A 23,010-nucleotide genomic window follows, 5' to 3' on the forward strand; every position below is an offset into this window, starting at 1 on the left:
TTGGTATATTTATTTCATAATCTCACCTAATGATGCAAATTTAGCGCTTGATACAGTAACAATGCGCTTTTAATAAAATACTTTCCATTACATTTTAGTATTATTATTTTATTTTTAATGTTAACTAAACTTTCTTTTATATCTGTTTAAGCGTCTGTTTGTAAGTAATTTGTAGTCTGGTAAAACCAATGCGTTTTAGAATACGTAAATATCTTAAAACGCGATCATTATGGAAAAAAAAGCTACATTGATTAAAAGAGCCGCTCTTGATATAAACCAATTAGACAAAATTAAAATTGGTGATTTTTTATCTGATGAATATGGTAAGTCTGGAAAAGTATGTGAGATTGAAAAAATAGAGCGTCGTGGTGAATATCATTATTACTTTAAATTATCTAAATCAGGTACGATATTAATCATTATGTGATTTTTAAGGGGTCAACCTATTGGTTGGATCACATTACAGCTGAAATTTTATTGTCATTAGCTAAGCTTACTTGATTGAATACGTTTCTGGATGATTACGTTTAGTTGTATAAGCGCTAGTGATAATCTATAAAACAAATGCGGCCACAAATTGGCTTGGCGCAATGAGACTTACGCGATATTTTTCGTGCGCAAAGTAGTTCAGCTTATTGGTAATATCTGAAACATTTGCCAGGAGCGGGAATTTTCGCCAGTCGTATCCTGCTGAAAGGTTTAATTTGGTAAAGGTACTGAACAGAATCAGCCTTAAAAATTATGGCATTTTCAGCATTGTTCTACTCTCCATTACGCTTGCCAGTATAAAGTGCAGAAGCACCCAATTTTAGATCTTTTATAGCTCCATCCTGAAGTGTGTAGCACAAAGGTAGCCTTCGCAGTATTTTTAGTTGTGTCTACCAAACGAATATAATTTGGAGTAAGCAAAATCATTAAATTAACGGATTAGCCAAACATTTATGAAGTTTAACTTGTATGATACATAGTTAATTTGATTTATTCAGCATATCAGTATAGTCGAGTTTTAATTTCTACCGTATATATGGAAAGTTATTCAAAGGTTTTAAGTAATGATCAGCTTTTAGAAGTTCTTTTCTTATCAAAAGATGCTACAGCCATATACACTTCAGAACATATTGTAATCGAAATGGCCAATGATGCCATGATTGATTTTTGGGGTAAAGACCGATCTATTATCGGCAAACCCCTCGAAGACGCAGTGCCTGAATTAAAAGGGCAGCCCTTTATCGACATATTAAAAAATGTATTGCTAACAGGTGTTACAGATAAGGGAGACGCCGTTCCAGCTGAAACGATGAGGGATGGTAAGTTACAGACGGCTTATTATACTTACGAATACCGTCCAATTAAGGATGAATCAGGGATACCTTACTGTATTCTGCATACCGCAAGCGATGTTACCGATATGGTAAAAGCTAAAGATGCCATTAAAGAAACTGAATTACAACGTGAAGCACTGGATCAGGAACAGATTTTAATCAGCATAAAAGAAGAGCAGCAAAAAAATGATTTTATCAGTATGGTGAGCCATGAACTGAAAACGCCTTTAACTTCCATTAGTGCTTATATACAATTAATGCAAAGCAAGGATTTAACAGATCTTTTTGTAGTAAACACACTGGCTAAAGTACAAAAGCAGATCAGAAAAATGAGTACATTAATCAGTTCCTTTTTAAATGTATCTCGTTTAGAATCAGGAGAAATCCAATTGAACCTGTCGCATTTTGATGTTGATAAAGTAATTCTGGATGTGGTAGAAGATTTAAGATTGATTTATCCAACCAATCAGATCAGTTTTGATTCAAATACTGTTAAATCGATTTATGCTGATAAAGATAAAATTGGTTCTGTCGTTTCAAATCTGATCAGCAATGCTGTAAAATATTCAGATCTGGATAGCAAAATTTTGGTGCAATCTGTAATTAAAGACAATGAAGTACATGTTTCAGTAAACGATCAGGGCATTGGTATAGAACCGCATGACCTGGGAAAACTTTTTGACCGTTTTTATCGGGTAGAAAGCTTGCAAACTAAAACCATTTCAGGTTTTGGAATAGGTTTATACCTCAGTGCCGAGATTATAAATTTGCATAAAGGTAAAATTTGGGCAGACAGCGATTATGGGGTAGGTTCTACTTTTCATTTCAGTATGCCGCTTGCTTCATAGCCTAATAATATTCAAATAAAAAACACAATTTAAAATGCTCGTTTGTTATAATCAAATGAGCATTTCATCTATAAACCCTGTAAACGGGTCAATCATAAAAAAATACAAGGAAGATACTGAAAATGCGATCGATCAGAAAATTGATCAGGTGCACCAGGCGTGGTTGAATTATAAAGAAACCGATTTTCAAACCCGTTCCCGGTTACTGTTGCAAGTATCAAAGATCTTAAATGAGCGCCAAGATCAATTGGCCGAGTTGATGGCTTTAGAAATGGGCAAACCACTAAAAGCTGGTGTGGCCGAAATTCTTAAATGCGCTTCTGTTTGCGAATATTATGCTAAAAATGGAGCAGAATTTTTAGCAGATCAAATCATCAATACAAGTGCATCCAAAAGTTACGTGAGTTTTCAACCAATTGGTTTGGTGCTCGCCATTATGCCGTGGAATTTTCCTTTTTGGCAAGTATTTCGCTTTCTTGCTCCTGCCTTAATGGCTGGTAACGGAGGTGTGTTAAAGCATTCATCAGGTGTTACAGGTTGTGCGCTCGAAATAGAAAAGGTAATCGAAGATGCCGGATTTCCGCAACATATTTTTAAAACTTTAATCTGCAGCAGTAAAGCTATTCCGAAAGTAATCGAAAATCCACAAATCAAAGCAGTAACATTAACCGGGAGTACCGAAGCTGGTCAAAAAGTGGCCGAACAGGCTGGTAAATTGATTAAGAAAACAGTACTGGAACTCGGAGGTAGCGATCCATATATTATTTTGGAAGATGCAGATTTAGAAAAAGCAGCGAAAGTATGTGCAGAAGCCAGGTTAATTAATAACGGACAAAGTTGCATTGCAGCCAAACGCTTTATTGTAATCGAATCAGTAGAAGAAAAATTTACCCAACTTTTTAAAGCCGAAATGGAAAGTAAAAAAACGGGCGATCCATCAAAGCCTGATACAGAACTTGGTCCGATGGCTAGGGCAGAACTTCGGGATGAGTTACATCAACAGGTTTTAAAAAGTATAGAACAGGGTGCTAAATGTATTCTGGGAGGAGAAATTCCAGCTATAGATGGCAAGCATGCTTATTACCAGCCCACGATTTTAAACCACGTAAAAAAAGGAATACTGGCATATGATGAGGAAATATTTGGACCGGTAGCTGCTATCATTACTGCAAAAGATACTGATGATGCTATCCATATCGCTAACGATACCAATTTTGGATTGGGGGCCGCCGTTTTTACTGAAAATGCAGCACTAGCAGAAGATATTGCCCGAAATAAACTCAATGCGGGTTCTTGTTTTGTAAACGAAGGTGTAAAATCAGATGCTGCTCTTCCGTTTGGCGGCATCAATCAATCCGGTTATGGTCGTGAGCTAAGTATGTTTGGTATCCATGAGTTTGTGAATATTAAAACAGTGTACATCAAATAATAATAATATCCTATATGAAAGCAGTTAGAATCCATGAGTTTGGCGGTCCGGAGGTTTTATCAATTGATGATATCCCAATGCCCCAACCAGCGTCAGATGAAGTATTAATTAAAGTGCATGCAACCAGTGTAAACCCAGTTGACTGGAAAATTAGGGAAGGACACCATACTGGTAAATTCCCGGCTAAATTGCCACTCACCATGGGCTGGGATGTTTCTGGTACCATTGAGGAAGTAGGTGAAAAAGTAAGTGCCTTTAAAAAAGGTGATGAGGTATATGGCAGACCTGATCCTACCAAAAATGGTGCTTATGCTGAGTACATCGTCGTAAAAGCCAATATCATCAGCATCAAACCCACTAGTATAGGACACACAGAAGCAGCTGCTGTGCCACTGGCAGGTTTAACTGCATGGCAAGGATTATTCGATCACGGTTTGCTAAAAGCCGGACAAAAAGTATTGATCCATGCAGCGGCAGGTGGGGTAGGAACTTATGCGGTACAATTTGCGAAATGGAAAGGCGCTTATGTAATTGGTACGGCATCAGACAGCAATGCTGATTTTTTGAAGCGTTTAGGTGCCGATGAAATTATAGATTATAAAATGGAAGATTTTGAAGCTATATTAAAAGATGTAGATCTTGTTTTGGATACTATTGGAAAAGAAACGCAGCTTAAATCATTAAATATATTAAAAGAAGGCGGACGGGTAGTTACTACTTTAATGCCTGAGTTTGTGGCTGAAGCGAAAGCTAAAAAAGTTCACCTGATCGGTTTTATGGCACAGTCAATTCCTGCCCAATTAGCAGAAATTGCGACTTTGATCGATTCAGGAAAAGTTAAACCCATTATTGAAAAAGTTTTGCCTTTTACCAGTGCAAAACAGGCACAAATAGAAAGTGAACAAGGGCATACGAGAGGAAAAATCGTATTGCAGGTAATTTAGAAATAAAGTCTGTAAGAGATAATAAACCCTAATGATTGATTAATGAATATTGTCATCGTCCTTCCGAAAAAAGGAAGGACGATAATATTTAGACTTTAATTTTGATGATCTTAATTGCTTATCGTAAAAAGAGGCTATCTCTTTCCGCATATTAGCACTTTTCATTAAATTCTAGCCCAGATTAATGTCCTGACTAAAATCATTTTCTTCTACATCAGCAGATTGTGGCTGGATGATTACAAATTTAATAACATCATATTTTGCCTTAATTTTATCTCGTAGTCTGTCAATAGCATTGGTTAAATCTGTCGTATTTAATTCTGCTTTAAAAGTAAGAATAAGTACCAATAATACCTCTTTGGGCGATTGATATTGAGATAAAATACTGGTTACCTTAATCACATCCGGATCATTCTCTACCAGGTCTTTAAGTTTTTGCTGTGTTTCGGGAGTTAAACCTTCACCCATTAATAAACTGCGGCTCTCTCGTGCCAATATAAACGACACAAAAATTAAAAGCGTGCCTACCAAAACAGAGGCTAAGCCATCCAGAAACGGTAAGTTTAAATGATGGCTGAATACCATGAAAATAAAAACAATTAATAATCCTACAACTGCAGCACCATCTTCAAACAATACTAAAAAGCCTGATGGATCTTTACTTTTGATGATCGCTTTCCACCAGGGTAAACCTTTGCGTGTTTTATTAAATTCTTTCATGGCTACGAGTAATGAAGCACCTTCAAAAACGAAGGATAAACCCAATACCACATAGTTCCATGTTGGATTTCCTAAGATTTCGGGGCGACGGATGTGTGCAATACCTTGAGAGATTGACACAACACCACCTAAACCAAAAATCATGATGGATACAATGAACGACCAGAAATACAGCTCCTTACCATAACCAAACGGACGGGATTTATCTGGTGGTTTTACACTTCTTTTTAGGCCATAAAGCAATAAAAGCTGGTTACTTGTATCAACGGTAGAGTGAATGCCTTCTGCAATCATTGAAGAGCTATTGGTAACCGCCCCGGCAATAAATTTGGTTACTGCGATTAATAAATTTGCTGCTAAAGCACTGTAAATAGAATTATTGGCTCTTGCCATAAATTAAGAAATGTAATAGATTCATTTCTTAAACCCTTATAATCTGATTTGGTTTTAGAACAAGTGATGAAAATATATGTCAATTGCTATTCTATTAAAGTATGCAATTCTATACTTGGTAGAGGCGTTATCATATCAGTATCAATTCATTTCGAATCGCCAGGTTGAAGCTAGCCGATACTGAGCTTGACGAAGCATCGAAACGCCTTAAAACATTTAACGGAGATTTTTCGAAGAGCTAACCACTAACAGAATCTATTGGTGTGGTCGTCACCCGGTAGACAATTTTATACTTATGATACCGCCTCATTCTGCAATGCTCAAGGCGAGAAGACGATCGTTAAGCGTCTTAGCCTAAGATCTCGTCAATCAATTTAATTTCAGCATCGCTAAATTTAATATTATCTAATGCTTTAATAGAATCTGTAATTTGCTCTGGTTTACTGGCACCTATCAGTACAGTAGTAATTCTATTATCTTTCAATATCCATGATAAAGCCATATGCGCCAATTTTTGTCCACGTGATTGGGCGACATCATTTAATTTAGCAATCACTGCTAATTTCTCTGGCGTAATGTTACTTTCTTTCAAAAAAATGCCGCTTGTAGCTACTCTCGAATCCGAAGGAATGCCATGTAGGTATTTATCAGTAAGTAAACCTTGTGCCAATGGCGAAAATGGAATACAACCTACGCCATGATGTACTAAAACATCAAGCAAACCATTTTCTACCCAACGTTCAAACATCGAATACTTAGGTTGGTGGATTAAACATGGAGTGCCATTGTTTTTTAAAATCTTAATCGCTTTTTCAGCTTCTTCAGGCTGATAATTTGAAATTCCTACATACAAAGCTTTTCCCTGCTGAACCAATAGACTTAAGGCACCCATTGTTTCTTCCAATGGTGTTTCAGGATCTGGACGATGGTGATAGAAAATATCTACATAATCCAGTTTCATGCGTTTTAAACTTTGGTCCAAACTAGAAACCAGGTATTTTTTAGAACCCCAATCGCCATAAGGACCATCCCACATGGTATATCCGGCTTTGCTCGAAATAATCATTTCATCACGATAGCCCTTAAAATCTTCATGAAGGATTTTACCGAAAACTTCTTCAGCCGATCCCGGAGGCGGACCATAATTATTGGCTAAATCGAAATGGGTAATTCCGTTATTGAAAGCCGTATATATAAGGTTTTTGCTGTTTTCAAAAACGTTTACATGCCCAAAATTATGCCATAAGCCTAATGATATGGCAGGTAATTTTAGGCCACTGTTTCCACAACGGCGATAGGGCATTTTTTCGTAACGATCGGATGAAATGATGTGATTCATACTTGGGTTTTGATTGTTGCAATAATAATCAGTTTTAGCGGATTTTAATCGGTATTTGCCAATATATTAATAGCATTTGTTTGCAGTTGAATATCTTGTATTTAAATTGTTGCAAGAGGCATAATAAAAATGGATTAGAAGTTCTGCTTTAGTAGGGGATTGGATAATGTTTATGAATAAAATACTCATTTACTAAAAATAGAGATCATTTCATTGGTACTTCCACATTTTGCAATTGACATTCTACAAATCGTATCGTTACACTTCCCTTGAATGAATAATTTTTTAGATATGCTTTTTTAATTAATCTAAATCGTTTTATTTGTAATTAAGAAATATATTTATAACTAAATCTATACCAAATATTCTTTATGAAACCACAATTATTATTAAGACTGGGCGTCCTGGTTGCAGTAGGATTTTCATCCTGCCAATCTGGAACCAAAAAATCATCCTCAAAAGATACTTTAAACAGCAACGCTGTAGCAGTTGTAAAACTAAATGCAGATTCTTTCAAAAAAGTGATTGATGGTAAACAGACTGCTTTATACACTTTAAAGAACAAAAGTGGTTCCGAAGCCATTTTTACCAATTATGGCGGCCGCCTGGTTAGCTTGCTGGTACCAGATAAACAAGGTAAAATGGTAGATGTAGTGGTGGGTTTTAAAAGCGTTGGCGATTATGAAAAATCTACAGAACCTTATTTTGGCGCAACCATTGGCCGTTATGGTAACCGTATTGCCAAAGGAAAATTTACACTTGAAGGCAAAACCTATTCGCTTTTCACCAATAACGGACAGAATACGCTTCATGGCGGCAAAAAAGGTTATCAGTATGTAGTTTGGGATGCCAATCAGCCCAATTCACATACTTTGGTCTTGAATTACCTGTCAAAAGATGGCGATGAAAATTTTCCTGGTAATTTAAATGTTAAAGTTACTTACACGTTGACAGATGATAATGAACTGAAAATGGATTATGAAGCTACAACCGATAAAACTACTGTTGTAAATTTAACCAATCATGCGTTTTTTAACCTGAATGGCGACGGAAGCGGTGAGATTTTGAACCATGAAGTACAGATTTATGCAGATGAATATACACCGGTAGATTCTACATTAATCCCGACAGGAAAAATAGAAAAAGTTAAGGGCACCCCCTTCGATTTTACAACCGCAACAACTATTGGCGCACGGATCAACGATAAAAACGAACAGTTAACTTTCGGTAAAGGTTATGATCACAATTATGTGCTCAATAAAACCAAAGCGATGGGCATGTTCCATGCGGCTACCGTAAAAGGAGATCAATCGGGCGTCATCATGGATATTTATACCCAGGAGCCTGGTTTACAGTTTTACAGCGGAAATTTTATGCAAAGTAAAAATACCTTCAAAACTGGTGCTAAAGATGATTTTAGAACAGCAATTGCAATGGAAACACAGCACTTTCCGGATTCACCTAATCAGCCTGCTTTTCCATCAACGGTTTTAAAACCAGGGCAGGTTTATAAAACCAGCTCGATATACAAATTTACGAAATAGTCGTTCTGGCAATTGCTCCTTATTGATTATGATAAAATGAATACGGCCTGTAATAAGCAGGCCGTATTTATTTTTAGAAAAGTTCCTGTAAAATAGGATTTGTATAATCTTCTATAAAAGCGATAATGTTATGATATGCAGAAAATTCTTCGCGGGTGTGCATGGTCGTTAATACAACACATTTCATACCTGCGTTTTCTGCAGCTTCAACGCCCTTTGGTGCATCTTCAAAAACAATACACTGGTTGGCCGGAACGCCTAAAATTTCAGCCCCTTTAGTAAAGGTCTCCGGATCCGGTTTACTATTTACCACGTCTTCAGCACTTACTATAGCTTTAAAATAAGAACGGAGATTTAAATTATCAAGCACAAAGTTAATGTTGAAGGGAATAGCTGCCGAGCCAATGGCCATCTGAATACCTGATTGTTTTGCTTTGTCCAAAAAATCACCTAATCCAGCTATTAATGCCAGGTGCTTTTTATATGCCGCCTGATACCGATGTTCTTTCTCGATAGAAATCTGATCAACTTGCTCCTGCGAGAAATGGCCAACACCAAAAACACGTTCCAACAAATCCTGGTTTTTACCGTACATCTGTTTTTTAACGGCATCAAAGCTGATGCTGGCACCTAAATCTTGCGTAAGTATATCATGCCAGGCACGGTTGTGAAAAGCCATATCATTAATCATGGTACCGTTAACATCAAAAAGGAATGCTTTAGGTTTATCGTTCATCATAGCGGCAAAATTATCAGATTTTTTTTATCAATAGGTCAAAATATATTCAATAAAAAAATAACTGAAATTTTATTTTCCTGAGCAATTTAGTCAACGATAGCGCTAAAAGTATACAACGCTAATGTTTAGCTTTTAAATCGACTTTAAGCAAGGAAAAATATGAAAAGAGATTTAATTTGTTTTCTTTTTAAAATAAAAGTAGCACAGTGGGAAAAGGCAGATCAAGCCCAACAGGAAACCGCCAACGGTATCTGTAAACCAATGTGCACCCAGGTAAATTCTGGATGGGGCAATGGTAATCATTAAAAATGCGGAAATATAGGTGACTATATTTCTAGTGAGTTTGGGTACATCTTTCAATGTGTTCATCAAAATAATTAAAAATCCAAAAAAGAGTGTGTAAGAAAGTACATGCCCGCTTGGATAACTTTGAAAACGGTTTACTTCTACCAGTCGTACGTAAAATGCCGTAGGACGTGGGCGGTTGATTACGTTTTTTATCCCCAGAATAATTAATCCTGATAATAAAACCGTCGAAATAAATATTCCTTCACGTTTATATTTTTGCTGATAAAATATGATGGCTACTATTACGACTGAAAGTAATGAATAGGGTAATTCGCCAAAAAAGCTGATGGCCAACATTAATTTATCCAACCATTCTGTGTGGTATTGCTGAATAAGTAACGAAGTTTTAATGTCAAAATCAAATATGGGATGTTGTGCAATAAAAAAACTTAGATAAGTAAAAGCGGCAATTAGTAAAGCGAGTATAACAATTAGTGTATTTCGTTTTAAAGGCATAGGTGTAATGATAAAAATCAAAACTATGGATTTTATTCCACTAGATGAAAACAGTTTCAGTTTAAAAAAAAAACAGTGTGATCTATAAATAGGCACTTTAAGCGTCTGATTTTAGCAATAAGGATAATCAAATCTTTAAAAATATTCATCAAGAAAATTAGACGATTCATCACGGAAATACACCTATCTGTATAATCTGTTGGGAGATATTAAAATGATTGTTAATCTTCGAACCAGATAATAAGGATATCTATGCTTACGAAGTTGGCAGAATTAGTTTCTGCCAACTGAATAAGCACAATTTCGACAATTTAACTTCAAATTATACTTTTTGTATTAACGCTTCGGCCAAAGCCCACCTCCTTTAAACGAGGAGGTGCTTAGGTTGTACCCATTTATCCAGCAGTGTAATAACAATTTTTAAACAATCCTCCATAGTTAAGGTTTCCTTATTATGGAGCCCAAACCATATCGCGAAGAAGAAGATATTAAAGTTCCCCGCTTTGAAGAAAGTGCTGGTTTTTATACCACTACACAGCGAAGTAAGAACATGTCTAAAATTAAGGCGAAAAATAGCTTGCCAGAGTTAAAACTACGTAAAGCACTTTGGGCTAAAAATGTTAGGTTCAGGCTCCACCCTAAAAATTTTCCCGGCAAACCAGATCTGGTAATCAATAAATACAGGCTTGCCATATTTGTCGACGGGGATTTTTGGCACGGTTACAAATGGGCTGAAAAGAAATTGGCTATAAAGACAAACTCGGGTTTTTGGATTCCGAAGATTGAGCGCAATATACAGCGCGACAAATATGTTAACCAGCAGCTAAATGCTAAAGGTTATACTGTAATGCGATTTTGGGAAAATGAGGTTAAAGAACATTTAACCGCTTGTGTAAATCAGGTTCTGCTTTACATTGAGGCCGCGAGAGCTGGAGCTATACCACAGTTTGATGATTAATCGATCTATTTTGCAACTTATCGGTACTTATTTCCAGAATATCGATCGGATACAACGTAATTTTTGCAGCTATGCTGTTAATATCCGTAATTTGGCTTTTAAATTTGCAGATGGCAAATCCCAGCGCTGATGAAGACCAAGTTATTTTCTTTTATATTTTTCCTCTTGTTTGTAGTTCAGTTATATGCAGAATATGCCAATAATATTCAGCTACGCACTTTTGCGAAGCCATTAATCGCTATTGTACTTTTAGTGTGGCTTTATCTAAGCACAAATTTAAAGGGGCGCTTTCATAAGCGAATTTTTACAGGATTAATTTTTGCTTGGATAGGGGATATTCTACTAATGTTTCAAGAAGATAACCCGAGTTTTTTTGTCTATGGCCTAATCGCATTTGTAGCTTGCCATATTTTTTATATCAGGGCATTTACGCTTGATCATAAATCGAATCCCAATCACAAAACGCCCTATTTTTTATGGGTTGTTGGCGCTTTTGCTATTTTTTGTTCAGGATTGTTCTTTTATCTGCAGCCTAAATTGGGACCAATGCAGTTCCCAGTTTTAATGTATGCCATTATCATTACCGTTATGGCTATTATGGCCTTTAACCGGTATGGGAAAGTAAATATTTTCAGTTTTAAACTCATTTTATACGGGGCATTGTTGTTCTTATTGTCTGATAGTATTTTGGCCATTAATAAGTTTGCACAGCCGATTCCACAAAGTGGGGCTTTAATTATGGCAACCTATATGATTGCGCAGTATTTGATGGTGTATGGAACAATTTCACGGCAGTTGGTGGTTACAAGAACGGAAGTATAGTAAAGCGGATTTAGTCATTTTTAAGGTAACTCATCTGCTGTTTTACGGTTTTTCGGACCTGTTTTGGTTATTTCGGAGACGATTTATGCATTCGGAGCGCAAAACCTGCACTGAACACTAAGTTTGTTCCCGTTTTCCGCTTGTACGCTTCGCTTCCTCGTACCTCGTTGCTGCAGGGTACCGCTTCAACCAGGGCTAAGTAGCTAAAACAGTATTTCATTTGTGGGGTTGCAAGGTGCAGAAACCTTTGTTGCTCAACCCCCGCCTGCAACGGGCAGGCGATAAAGCGGAATAGCCAGGATCCCGACATTCCGTCGGGAGAGGACTATAAGCGATAGCGGGGCTGCAAGCCGCTAATAATATACTTAACGTTCATTTCCTAATAAAGAACTCAACCCTAAATCATTAATGCATTAGATCTATTATTAGTAGCGTAAAACTTGTACTGAATACCAAGTTTGTTCCCGTTTCCCGCTTGTACGCCTCGCTTCCTCGTGCCTCGTCGCTGCAGGGTACCGCTGCAACCAGGGCTAAGTGGCTAAAACAGTATTTCATTTATGGGGTTGTAAGGTGCAGAAACCTTTGTTGCTAAGCCCCCGCCTGCAACGGGCAGGCGGTAAAGCGGAATAGCCAGGATCCCGACATTCCGTCGGGAGCGGGACTATAAGCGATAGCAGGACTGCAGGCCGCCAATAATTACTTAACGTTCATTTCCTAATAAACACTCAACCCTAAATCACTAATGCATTAGATCTATTATATGAAGTGCAAGACTTGTGAAAGAAACTATTTATCGTAGTGCAGCCTGACTAAACAGCAAGTTTCTTCTTTTTAAAGTACTTATTTAGATCAGTATATATGCAAGCAAAATTTCCTTTACTTCTTTTCTTTATCTAAAATAGTAAAAGTTTGCACCAACCGTTCGCCATTCTCATCAACTAAGGTTAAGGTATGTTTACCGGGCGGCGGACTAATGGCCAATTGATGAAAATTAGTGGTGGTGCTTACATATTCATTATCAATGTGCCAGTATATTTTAGCACCTGGATTTCTGTGTGCTGCATTAATTACGATTTTACCTCTTGATCCATCCAGTTCTAAGGGAATATAAACTATTGCATTATTTTTAGGATAAATAACTTCCATGACACTGTTTCCGCCTGAAAGGTCACAGCCAGCTTTAAAAGGAGGGAGCGATTTATAGTCGCTATTTTTTATTTTGTAATAATATTCCATAGCTGGTGGTAAAATAAACCAGCTTTTGTGCTGCATTTCTGATGTACTTTCACATTGGTCGGTAACCCTTAAAGTACCTGTTTTGTCTAAATGAACCAATTTATGAAAAGGACAAATAGCTGTTTTTTCTCCGGCAACCGGAACAAGTTCCTGGATCACATCTGTACAATAATCTCCGGCTTTGTAACCACTTTGTTTACATATATTCAGTTTTTTAAGTTTGGTTACAGGTGTTTCGAACCATTTCCCATTGGGTAATAATCTAAAAATATCAAAGAGCACTGGTGCAGCCGCTTCTATTCCCACCAATCCAGGCCTTCCTTCACCATCGGCATTACCCACCCAAACACATACCACATAGTTTGGTGTTAAGCCTACGGCCCAGGCATCCCGGAAACCGAAACTGGTTCCCGTTTTCCAGGCTACCCGTTGTGAAGAAGAAAATTGTTCCCATAAACCTTCATCTCCGGGGCGCATTACCTCTTCCATGGCATTAAAAGTTGCCCATATAGCGCCATGATCTAAAAATGAGTTACGCTGATAGTCTTTTTCGTCTTTAGTTTTATGAATAAAGTAAGTGGCCTGTTTATAATCTTCAGGATTATAAAGTCCCTTATAGGTATTGAAATGATTCAGTGTACGCACCATGCCCATATAAGTATTGGCCAAATCCCACATAGTAACCTCACTGCCTCCCAAAATTAACGACAAACCATAATGATCTGCCGGCTGGTTTAATGTTCCTATGCCCAGTTTTTTTAATTTATCATAAAAACGTTCATACTTATATTGCTGCAACATTTTCACTGCAGGAATATTTAAAGAGCGGCTTAATGCTTTATCAGCAGCAATGGCGCCATCATAACCCAGATCATAATTTTGTGGCGAGTAGCCAGCTATTTGCGTAGGGATATCTGGAATTATGGTATGTGGCAATATGAAGCCATCGTTCATCATACTGGCATAAAGTAAAGGTTTTAAGGTACTACCAGGGCTTCGCGGAGCTTTAATCATATCTACATGACTTTGCAATTCGGTATTTTCTGGCTGATAGATATTACCTACATAACTCACCACCTGTCCGGTTCTGGCATCAAGTACTAAAGCCGAAATATTATTGATATCGTTTGCCCGATAGCGGTTATTGTATCGTTTTAAGATGGCATTAACTTTTAGTTGTATATTTTCATCCAACGTAGAAGTAATCCGGGTAGAAGGAATTTCAAGATTTGCGCGTTCTACTTTAAAACGGTTTAATAGGTGTGGGGCATTTTGGGGCAGGGGCATAGGCTTGCCCGGAACAGGCTCTAGCTTCGATAAGTTAGCGGTTGCCTGATCGATGTATTTTAGCTGAGCCAGTTTATCCAAAAGATCATTCCTTTTTTTTATCAGCCTGGTTGAGTTTTTACCGGGGTGAACCAATGACGGGCTATTGGGCAGAACAGCTAACGTGGCCATTTCACCCCAGGAAAGCGTTTTAGCATCGCGGCCATAATAACGCCAGCTCGCAGCCTCCAAACCTACCACATTACTTCCAAATGGTGCGTTAGCGGCATACAGGCCAATAATTTCTTCCTTTGAATACTTTATTTCCAGGCGGAAAGCTAAAATCACTTCCAGTAATTTTTGCCAAACCGTTCGGTCTTGTTTTCGGGACAAACGGATCACCTGCATGGTTAATGTACTGCCACCGCTTACCACACTTTTAGCGCGCCAGTTTTGTCGCATGGCCCGGCTCATGGCCAATATATCTACGCCAAAGTGGTTATAAAACCGTTTATCTTCAAAAGCAATAATGCAATCCTTAAATTTTACGGGAACACTATCTGCTACAGGGAAACGCCACTGGCCGTCGCTTGCAATTGCCGCACTTAATAAATTACCATTGCTGGCCTCGATCACATACGAGGTAGGTGTTTTGAAAAGTTTTGATGGCAGCGAAAAAAGAAAAACCAATAGCAGTAATAGACAGATCAGATCGGAAATGAGGAAAGCTTTTGGTATTTTGTTCATTTAATTGATAATATAAATTCGGTCCCGTGGGACACGGACCGAGCTCTTGTTAGTATTTGTTCGCCATTGTTCGTGTCTCCACAAAACAATTCTATACCGTGGTTCGTGTGTCCACCAACCGTTTTTAAAATTCTAATCTTAAATCTTTCAAAAAATTAAACTTTAGTTCGTTCTTTTCGTAAAAAGACGCCGAGGAATATAAATATTCTTCAGGTGCTGTTACCAATTGCCAGTGTTCTGTACAAGGATTATTGTGTAGATAATCTAGTTTTTGATAAGCAACTTCGGGAGTATACAAATGTATCGCTAAAGGATCTCTTTGCCAAAATTCATAATTCTTATTTGTTGAGTCGGAAAAATAATTATTCAATTCATTTTGATTTAAATGCTTTTTAAATTCATGTGCTGTATATTTTAAGAATGATCCTTGAACGGTTTCTTTTCCATTTAGTTCGTTAGTTCTCAAAATTACATGTATATGATTTGGCATAATAACAAATGCGAAAATATCAAGTTTATTCAATTTGCTCAGATGTTCAAATGAACTTAATATAATTTGTTTAAAGATATCTTTCTCCAATAGTTTTTGCCATTTGTTGATAGTTGCAGTCCAAAAATAAATTTTTCCAATTTCAATGTAATTCTTTCTTCTATTTTCAAATAATTTATCCATTGATATTTAAATTCTATTTATGGAAAATGTATGCAATAAGTAGCTTAAATTTCGGTTCGTGGAGACACGAACCGAGGCTTAAATAAAGGCCATGGTTCGTGTCTCCACGAACCATTTGCAAAAAACTACTTCACCACCTGTACCCATTTGCCAGGCTCGGTTGCCGAAATATCATTATTATACATCGCTTCACATTGAACGGCCGATAAATAGTATTTGCCCAGGTAAGAAGCATTAAGGAGTACCTTGTACACCAAACTTTCGCCTTCTCTTACATTGAAATAAGTGAAAACACGATCATCCCTGATGTCTTGATAGGTGAAAGGAGATGAAGCCAAAATACTTTGATTATCATTCACCCGGGTATTGATAATTTCCCATCCTGAAGGGAAAATCTGCGTTAATGCCATCTGTTCATAGTAGCCCATTCGGCCAGGATTTTTTACCGTCACCTCTGCATAGAAATCTGTTCCTTGTTTTAAGGTAGTAGGATCTAAAACTTTTCCATTTAAACGTTTGTAGGTCACGTTCATGTCTAAAACATCAGGACGGTTAGGTAAAAAGTCATTCTGACCAGCAACTGGTTGCCCTTCTAAAACCAAACGAACAAAAAGTACATTGTTTCCATTGTTGGTAACCGAAGCGGTATTTCCTTTAAAGGCTACAGGTGTACTATTCATATATTGATTTAAATTTACAGGTGCAGACTTTCCATCCAATATATATTGATATTGCAGCTTATTAGCTGATTGGTTTGATCCACAGAATTTAGCAATAGCCAGTAAACTATAAGCCGTTGTTTGTGTACTATACCAGGTGTTTTCGCCCAGCTTAGCAGCTAAAGGCTGCAATAAACCTGCGGCTTTTGCTTTCTGACCGAGTAGGGTTAAAGTCTCTAAAATCATAGCTTCGTCACGTACATCAGAGCCGTAAGTTCCACCTAATTGTTTATAGGCCTGGATAGATGTATCTAAACCTCTGATCATATTTTGTGCAACATCATTTTGTCCCGCCAGTTTATAAGCTGCTGCCAAACGCCATTTCGCTGCTACAGATAAATATTGGAAGGCTTTCAGCCGGTTCATGGCAGCCATTTCTGGTTTTTTAGCTAGCGCGAGCATGTATAAACGGTATGCCTGCGATAAATCGCCGCCATAAAAATTATTGCTATTAGGCGCCCAGTTTGTAGCTTTTGATTTTTGAAAGCGTAATAGTTCATCTAAAAGACCAACAGGTAAAGTATATCCGGCATTCTGTGCCTCAATTAAGAAATGACCAGCATAATTACTTCCCCATTCATCAGATGTGCCTTCTCCAGGCCAGTAAGATAAACCACCATCAGTAGTTTGGAAACCTTTCAGCCTGTTTATCCCAGCTTTGATATTTTTCTCTGTTTTGGCTTTCTGTTGTTCGTTTAAAGGGCTTAAGCGATCTAAAAATAATTGAGGGAATATGCCAGAAGTAGTCTGCTCTATACAGCCATGTGGATATTGAATTAGGTAACTCAATCTTTTGCTAAGGTTAATCGCCGGGATAGACGATACCTCCAGCGAACCAGAATTGGTACCCGACATTCCGATCGGTAAATAGTTTACAGCCCATTTGGTGTGTGGCTGAACGGTTGCGGAAACTACATTGGTTACATATGGGTTTGGATTTCTGATATCCATTTCTACATCGTAAACTGTTTTTTCAGCTCCGCTTTGTGCAATCACTTTCACTTTCGCAATACCTACGGTATTTGGTGCTTTAACCTCAAAATAGGCCATCTGTTCGCCTGTTTGCTTGTAGTAAAGCTGTTGCTTATTAGTGCCCTGAACAATTAAATTGCTTGCCTGCAATTGTACTGATACATTCTTAAGGTTGTTCTCCGTAGCAAATACAGTTACCGGTAAGGTGAAACTTTCGCCAGGACCAATAACCCTTGGCAGGGTAGCCAAAACCATTAATGGTTTTTTAACCTGAACCGATTTCTCAGCAAAACCATATGCAGCATCTTGTCCGGCAACTACCATAGCCCTTACAGCACCAATATATTGTGGTAATTTAAATTTATGCGTTTTACTTTCGCCTTTACCAATAGTAAATGGTCCCATAAATTTAACTACTGCTTTAAAACGGTTGGCTTTTGCGGGATTTAAGTTTTTGTTGATGCTTCCATCACCGCCAATACTTAAAATACGTTCTAAATTTCCACCCCATGCGCCCAGTACATAGTCGAATAAATCCCAGGTTTTCACGCCTAAACCTTCACGGGCATAAAATGCAGCATGTGGATCTGGTGTCTTAAACCGCGTTAAGTCAAGCAAACCTTCGTCAACCAGCGCAATGGTGTAGGTCATCGACTTGCCGTTCTGTTCGCCCACGGTGATGGTATTTTCAGTTTCCGGTTTAATTTTATCGGCCATTTTAATGGTCGGTTTTAATATGGTTTGCGGATCTTCAATGGAAAGCGGAATAGCACCGTACATTCTAATTGGCAAATCGTTAACTGTTTGTGCATGCGGTTGTAATAAAGTAATGTTGGCAAAAACATTAGGCGCCATCTCTTTCTCAGCCTTGAATTTATATTGCGTTTGGCCGGCTTTAGTATCTACCCAGAAGGTTTTTAATACGCGGCTTCCATTTTCAATGGAGATGAGTGCTCTTCCGTTTTTACCTGTTGGTATGGTTAAGGTAATATCTTCCCCAACGGTAAATTTTTCTTTATTAGCGGTGAAAGATAACATCGACGCTTCTGTTGGATTACTGCCTTGTTCGCGCTGTGCCCAGCCTGGCCAATCGATATAAACCGATTTTCCGGTAACATGTCCGCCGTTTACATCGCGTACCAGAATTAAATAACGGCCCCACTCTGGTTCGTCAACGCGCAAATTCCAGCTTCCTTTTCCGTTAAACAAGTTTACCTGATGCGTTTCAACTAATTTGTTGTATTGGTTTTGAGTAAAATTGGCATACGTATACTGGTCATCCTGTTCCCACCACCAGCGCCATTGGGTTTTATATAACTCTACGGTAACGGTTTTGGTGCCGCCCAATAGTTTTCCATCGGTATTTACATTAACAATTTCAACTTTATGTTCTTTCCCGGTAACCAGCATGCCGCTTAAGCGGTCGCCTTTTTCGGTACGGATGCCTAAATAGCTATTGTAAACATGATAAGGAATACTGAAATTATCGATACTGAAATTACCTCCAGGTTCAAAAACTTTGGTTGTAAAGTTAGCCCTTAATACACCAGGAGCAGTATTGTTCTCATTAAGGTTGGTATTGATCTGTGCGGTGCCATTTTGGTTTAAAGTACCTTCAAAAATGGTTTTAACCTGCGATTGGAAGTTAACCGTAGGATTATCAAAACTGAAACCTTCAAAGCCTTTAAACTTGGTTTCTGTGGTATTTAAGTTTACATCAACCTTTGCTTTTAAGTTTTGTGCAACTGCCCCAAATAGCCATTTAGCAGATAGGGTAGCGGCAGAAGTTCCTGCACTTAAATATGTTCTATTGCCAATGTTGAAATCGATTTTCAATCGGTTTGGCATGACGGTTTCAATTTTTAAAGTTTTGGTAAATGTGGCACCACCAGCCTTTACTTTGGCCATCCAGTTACCGGTAGGCGCAGTACTTTCTGTGGCGGTTTTAAAGGTGTAGAATCCATTTAAAGGCTTGCCATTAATGAGTCTTTTGTAAAGCTGACCTTTTGGATTATAGAACTCCATGGTTACCGGATAGTTGGCCGGAAGTTTTTTAAGTTTGTCTTCCAGAACAAAGGAAACAAATAAACTATCACCCGGACGCCAAACGCCACGTTCTCCATAAATAAAGCCTTTTAAGCCGCTTTGTACAACATCGCCGCCCACATCAAACCTGCTTAAAGGCAGTGAGCTGCCATCGTCTAATTTAAGGTAACCACGTTCCGATCCGTTTTTAGCAATCAATAAAAATGGCTGGCGTTTCAGGTCAAATCTGGCAAAGCCATCACCATCAGTTTTAGTGGTGAAGATGATCTGTTTTTGGTAATCCATTAATTCCAGGTTTACACCACTCAATGGTTTAGCAGTTAATAAATCGGTTGCCACAATTAACATGCTGTTGTCATTACCGCGTTTGGCTACCAAACCTATATTAGAAGCAATTAAGTTTCTGCTGGCCCAGCGCTCATTGGTATAAAAGGAAGGTGTACATGGATTATCTTTATCATTCCATTTGTAATTTCGCGGATAATAATTGTTGTAGCGCTGCCAGAAATCATCATCCTCATCAATTTTTTCACCATAGCCTTCGTAATCGCCATATTCTGCATCTTCGTCGCTACCGTCGGTTTTTTCTTCTCCGGTTTTGCAGTTGTAAGCATTATACTCCTGTCTGAAAGCAATGGTGACCCTGTACATGGCTCCGGGCTCTGTACGGATCATTTTATCAAGATCGAGTGTAAAGCGGTTCTTTTTATGAAGGTTAAGTGCCTTATCTTCATCTAACCGTACCGTTTTTTGTAGAATAGGTTTCGCTACCCGGCGCAATTCGTTACCATCTTTATAACTATTGGTTTGAAAAAACTGAGGGATATTATTTTCGTAAATCTTGATCACCGTCACATCAACGGCCTTTAAATTAATCGCTTCAAATGGTAAAACCAATTTTCCTGAATTCGGTAAAATGGTACCTGCGCCGGCGATGGTAACCGCAGGTATTTTATCTTCGAAAACAAGATTGGCTACTTTACCGCTTGTTAATGTTTTGCCGTTGATATTTTCGACCCCGGCATTAACACTTAAGGCATAATTGCCTTTTAATTCTTCGGGCGCATATACTCTAACCTGACTGGCATCAATGGTGTACCTAACGTCGCTTAGGTTGCCCAGGGTAATCATGCCAGTTAAATCCTGGCCAACACCAATCGGTTCAGAAAACTGCACCAAGGCATAGTCCTCTTCACCCTGAATGGCTTTCATATCCAGAATTTCGAATTTATTAACTGAGGGAACACGAACTTCTACTTCACCCTTTTGATCTGCGTCAATGGCATCACCGTCCCATTCTATTTTCAGATTTTGATCGCTGCCCGTCTTTTTGATACTATCGATGGTGAATTTCGAACTATTTTTAGCAGGGTCGTGCTGCCATTTAATTTTTAATTTCTGATCAAAATCCAGTGAAAGCGTTTTTTCTATTTTACTGGTTTCTTCTACATCGGCAGTGGCTATTTCACCCGTAAGTTTCATATAATCCAAAGAAGTATTATTCTGTGAAACCAATCCGTTTTGAGAGAGCATGAGCCCCGGGGTAATTACTTTAAATTCAAAATCGAAATCTTCCAGACCTTTTTCTGTAGCCGAAACTTCCGAAAGTTTAAAGGTAGCCTCGTAGTTTTTACCAGGTTTAAGGTTTTCATCAGGTCTAAACTCAACCGTTTGGGGGTCTATCCAGTAGGTTTTTCCCGAGATGGAAGGAGAGAAGTCGAAAAGCTCGCGTGTGTCTGCCTTACCCAGATCCTGCATGCCTGTTGCGGCATTGGCCAGATGGACCCGGATAAAACTTTTTTTAGAAATAGTACCTGAAGTGTAAGCTTCGATATACTTCGCGTAAGCCTGATTTTCTTCGAAACTTTTCTTTTTTCTATTAAAATAGATAAATACAATTGCCGCTATCGATATAGCGAGCAGACCGATAAAAATAAATTTCTTTTTTGAGGACGATTGATAGGTAGATGGTTGTTCCATAAATGAAATTCGTTAAGATATATGAGAATATAATCCTGCGGTTGGAGCAATTGCTATGCCGCAATTAATCCACTTTGACCGTAAAAACCATATTTCAGGAGAAAATTAACTAAATTCAACGTTAAACGGAATAATGTGGAAAATTATAACGAATATGTTGCTCATGTAAAGGCTTTTGGATAAGTTTACAGCATCAACCTTAAATAACCAGTATGATCAGAAAACTCTTAATCTTTTCGTGTTTAGTAATTTCTACAACTTTTTGTTATGCGCAAAAAGCAAATGCAGAAAAAGAAGTTAACGAAGCGGTAGATAAACTTATTGGCTTGATGATTCATCCGGATAGCTTAGGTTTAGATAAATTGTTACTCAATAATTTAAGTTATGGTCACTCCAGCGGGAAGGTGCAAACTAAACAAGAATTTATGCATTCGCTGCTTTCCGGTGAATCTGATTTTCTAGATGATATTACGCTGGGCGATCCAAAAACAATTATTCAGGGAAATACAGCACTGGTAAGGCATAAGTTAATGGCACAAACCAATGATAAGGGCGTAAGAGGAAGTGTAAATTTATATATTCTTTTAATCTGGAGTAAAGAAAAAGAAGGGTGGAAGCTGCTTGGTAGGCAAGCGGTTAAGGTACTTTAGAATAGTTTGCAGTTTTCAGTTTGGAGTTTTCAGTTCTGGGCGCAGAACCTCTTAGATAGTTAAAATGCCTTAAGATAGTTTGCAGTTCGGAGTTTTTAGTTTTGGGCGCAGAACCTCTTAGATAGTTTAAATGCCTTAGGCTAGTTTGCAGTTTTCAGTTTGGAGTTTTTAGTTTTGGGCGCAGAACCTCTTAGATAGTTTAAATGCCTTAGGCTAGTTTGCAGTTTTCAGTTTGGAGTTTTCAGTTCTGGGCGCAGAACCACTTAGATGGTTAAATTCCTTTTTATTTAACGTTTGTAGTGGTGAGCTTTCAGTTTTGGTTGAAACATCGATGTATCCAATTTCATCCCCATACCATAAAGTGGATAATAGCTCCGAAATGGCAACTTTATTTTAAAAATATTGATAGGGACTCCAAACTCACGAATCCAAACTCTCAACTACTTTATCATCACTCCAGGTTTGTTTACCAATGGAACTTTAATCAGATTAGAATCAATAATGCTTTCGGGCAGGAAAATAAATTTTTTGTCGTAAATGGTACTGCCAATGTAATAGCTTAACCAGTATTCATTCGTTAAGCCAAACACTTCAGGGTCAATGGCTTCTACTCCAGCAAAAGAATTTGCTTCCATATCGCCAACAAAGTGTCTCAATACAGAAGTTTTTACCTGTTTTCCGTCTTTCTCACCATAACCTTTAGAACTGATCAGCACATTGGTTATGGACTCGCTTTTGAGATTAACAAGATAAACCGTCCAGCTTTTTACTTCAGGTGTTTCGCCCATTAATACAACGGCCATGGCGATATCTTCAACTGTATTTTCTGGTAAATCTGCTTTCATAACCATTGTTTGCG

General features: G+C 38.0%; 16 protein-coding genes. 8 read left to right on the top strand and 8 right to left on the bottom strand.

Features of this window, described 5'->3' with window-relative positions; translation table 11 throughout:
• Nucleotides 1–229: 229 nt before the first annotated feature.
• From BLR60_RS12835 to BLR60_RS12850, 4 genes are all read left to right on the top strand, one after another.
• The gene (locus tag BLR60_RS12835) at nucleotides 230–427 is read left to right on the top strand and encodes a hypothetical protein (RefSeq protein WP_090500426.1); all 198 of its coding nucleotides are present in this window, start codon (nucleotides 230–232) and stop codon (nucleotides 425–427) included.
• Between the two features lie 597 nt (nucleotides 428–1,024).
• Nucleotides 1,025–2,170, top strand: coding sequence for a PAS domain-containing sensor histidine kinase (locus tag BLR60_RS12840; protein WP_090500428.1), 1,146 nt, complete (start codon nucleotides 1,025–1,027; stop codon nucleotides 2,168–2,170).
• A gap of 55 nt (nucleotides 2,171–2,225) precedes the next feature.
• Nucleotides 2,226–3,599: an NAD-dependent succinate-semialdehyde dehydrogenase gene (locus BLR60_RS12845; RefSeq protein ID WP_090500429.1), complete on the top strand. Its 1,374-nt coding sequence runs from the start codon at nucleotides 2,226–2,228 to the stop codon at nucleotides 3,597–3,599.
• Nucleotides 3,600–3,613: 14 nt separating this feature from the next.
• Nucleotides 3,614–4,543, top strand: coding sequence for an NADP-dependent oxidoreductase (locus tag BLR60_RS12850; RefSeq protein WP_090500431.1), 930 nt, complete (start codon nucleotides 3,614–3,616; stop codon nucleotides 4,541–4,543).
• A 171-nt stretch (nucleotides 4,544–4,714) separates the two neighbouring features.
• Here BLR60_RS12850 and BLR60_RS12855 read toward each other — a convergent pair whose 3' ends face one another.
• Entirely contained in the window at nucleotides 4,715–5,656 is a 942-nt protein-coding gene (locus tag BLR60_RS12855) for a cation diffusion facilitator family transporter (RefSeq protein WP_090500434.1), read from the bottom strand.
• Nucleotides 5,657–6,005: 349 nt separating this feature from the next.
• Complete coding sequence (gene mgrA / locus BLR60_RS12860) at nucleotides 6,006–6,995, bottom strand: L-glyceraldehyde 3-phosphate reductase (protein ID WP_090500435.1); 990 nt, start codon at nucleotides 6,993–6,995, stop codon at nucleotides 6,006–6,008.
• A gap of 371 nt (nucleotides 6,996–7,366) precedes the next feature.
• On the opposite strand from mgrA, the gene BLR60_RS12865 reads away from it, so the two are divergent.
• Entirely contained in the window at nucleotides 7,367–8,539 is a 1,173-nt protein-coding gene (locus tag BLR60_RS12865) for an aldose epimerase family protein (protein WP_090500437.1), read from the top strand.
• 73 nt (nucleotides 8,540–8,612) lie between these two features.
• Here BLR60_RS12865 and BLR60_RS12870 read toward each other — a convergent pair whose 3' ends face one another.
• The gene (locus tag BLR60_RS12870) at nucleotides 8,613–9,275 is read right to left on the bottom strand and encodes an HAD family hydrolase (protein ID WP_090500703.1); all 663 of its coding nucleotides are present in this window, start codon (nucleotides 9,273–9,275) and stop codon (nucleotides 8,613–8,615) included.
• Between the two features lie 174 nt (nucleotides 9,276–9,449).
• On the bottom strand, nucleotides 9,450–10,082 hold the full coding sequence (locus BLR60_RS12875; protein ID WP_090500439.1) for a phosphatase PAP2 family protein: 633 nt from the start codon (nucleotides 10,080–10,082) through the stop codon (nucleotides 9,450–9,452).
• A gap of 454 nt (nucleotides 10,083–10,536) precedes the next feature.
• On the opposite strand from BLR60_RS12875, the gene BLR60_RS12880 reads away from it, so the two are divergent.
• Nucleotides 10,537–11,040 (top strand): very short patch repair endonuclease, encoded by a 504-nt coding sequence (locus tag BLR60_RS12880; protein WP_090500441.1) that lies wholly within the window; start codon nucleotides 10,537–10,539, stop codon nucleotides 11,038–11,040.
• A gap of 129 nt (nucleotides 11,041–11,169) precedes the next feature.
• On the top strand, nucleotides 11,170–11,862 hold the full coding sequence (locus BLR60_RS12885; protein WP_090500443.1) for a lysoplasmalogenase: 693 nt from the start codon (nucleotides 11,170–11,172) through the stop codon (nucleotides 11,860–11,862).
• 876 nt (nucleotides 11,863–12,738) lie between these two features.
• Here BLR60_RS12885 and pbpC read toward each other — a convergent pair.
• The 3 genes from pbpC to BLR60_RS12900 all read right to left on the bottom strand — a co-directional run bounded on the left by pbpC (nucleotide 12,739) and on the right by BLR60_RS12900 (nucleotide 21,501).
• Nucleotides 12,739–15,111: a penicillin-binding protein 1C gene (gene pbpC / locus BLR60_RS12890; RefSeq protein ID WP_090500445.1), complete on the bottom strand. Its 2,373-nt coding sequence runs from the start codon at nucleotides 15,109–15,111 to the stop codon at nucleotides 12,739–12,741.
• 124 nt (nucleotides 15,112–15,235) lie between these two features.
• Complete coding sequence (locus BLR60_RS12895) at nucleotides 15,236–15,784, bottom strand: transposase (protein ID WP_208600633.1); 549 nt, start codon at nucleotides 15,782–15,784, stop codon at nucleotides 15,236–15,238.
• Between the two features lie 125 nt (nucleotides 15,785–15,909).
• The gene (locus BLR60_RS12900; RefSeq protein ID WP_090500446.1) at nucleotides 15,910–21,501 is read right to left on the bottom strand and encodes an alpha-2-macroglobulin family protein; all 5,592 of its coding nucleotides are present in this window, start codon (nucleotides 21,499–21,501) and stop codon (nucleotides 15,910–15,912) included.
• Nucleotides 21,502–21,713: 212 nt separating this feature from the next.
• Between BLR60_RS12900 and BLR60_RS12905 the strand changes: the two genes are divergently transcribed.
• Nucleotides 21,714–22,151 (top strand): nuclear transport factor 2 family protein, encoded by a 438-nt coding sequence (locus BLR60_RS12905; RefSeq protein ID WP_090500448.1) that lies wholly within the window; start codon nucleotides 21,714–21,716, stop codon nucleotides 22,149–22,151.
• Between the two features lie 440 nt (nucleotides 22,152–22,591).
• Here BLR60_RS12905 and BLR60_RS12910 read toward each other — a convergent pair whose 3' ends face one another.
• Complete coding sequence (locus BLR60_RS12910) at nucleotides 22,592–22,996, bottom strand: hypothetical protein (RefSeq protein ID WP_090500707.1); 405 nt, start codon at nucleotides 22,994–22,996, stop codon at nucleotides 22,592–22,594.
• Between the last annotated feature and the right edge of the window lie 14 nt (nucleotides 22,997–23,010).

The organism is Pedobacter terrae (assembly GCF_900100705.1).
GTDB lineage: Bacteria > Bacteroidota > Bacteroidia > Sphingobacteriales > Sphingobacteriaceae > Pedobacter > Pedobacter terrae.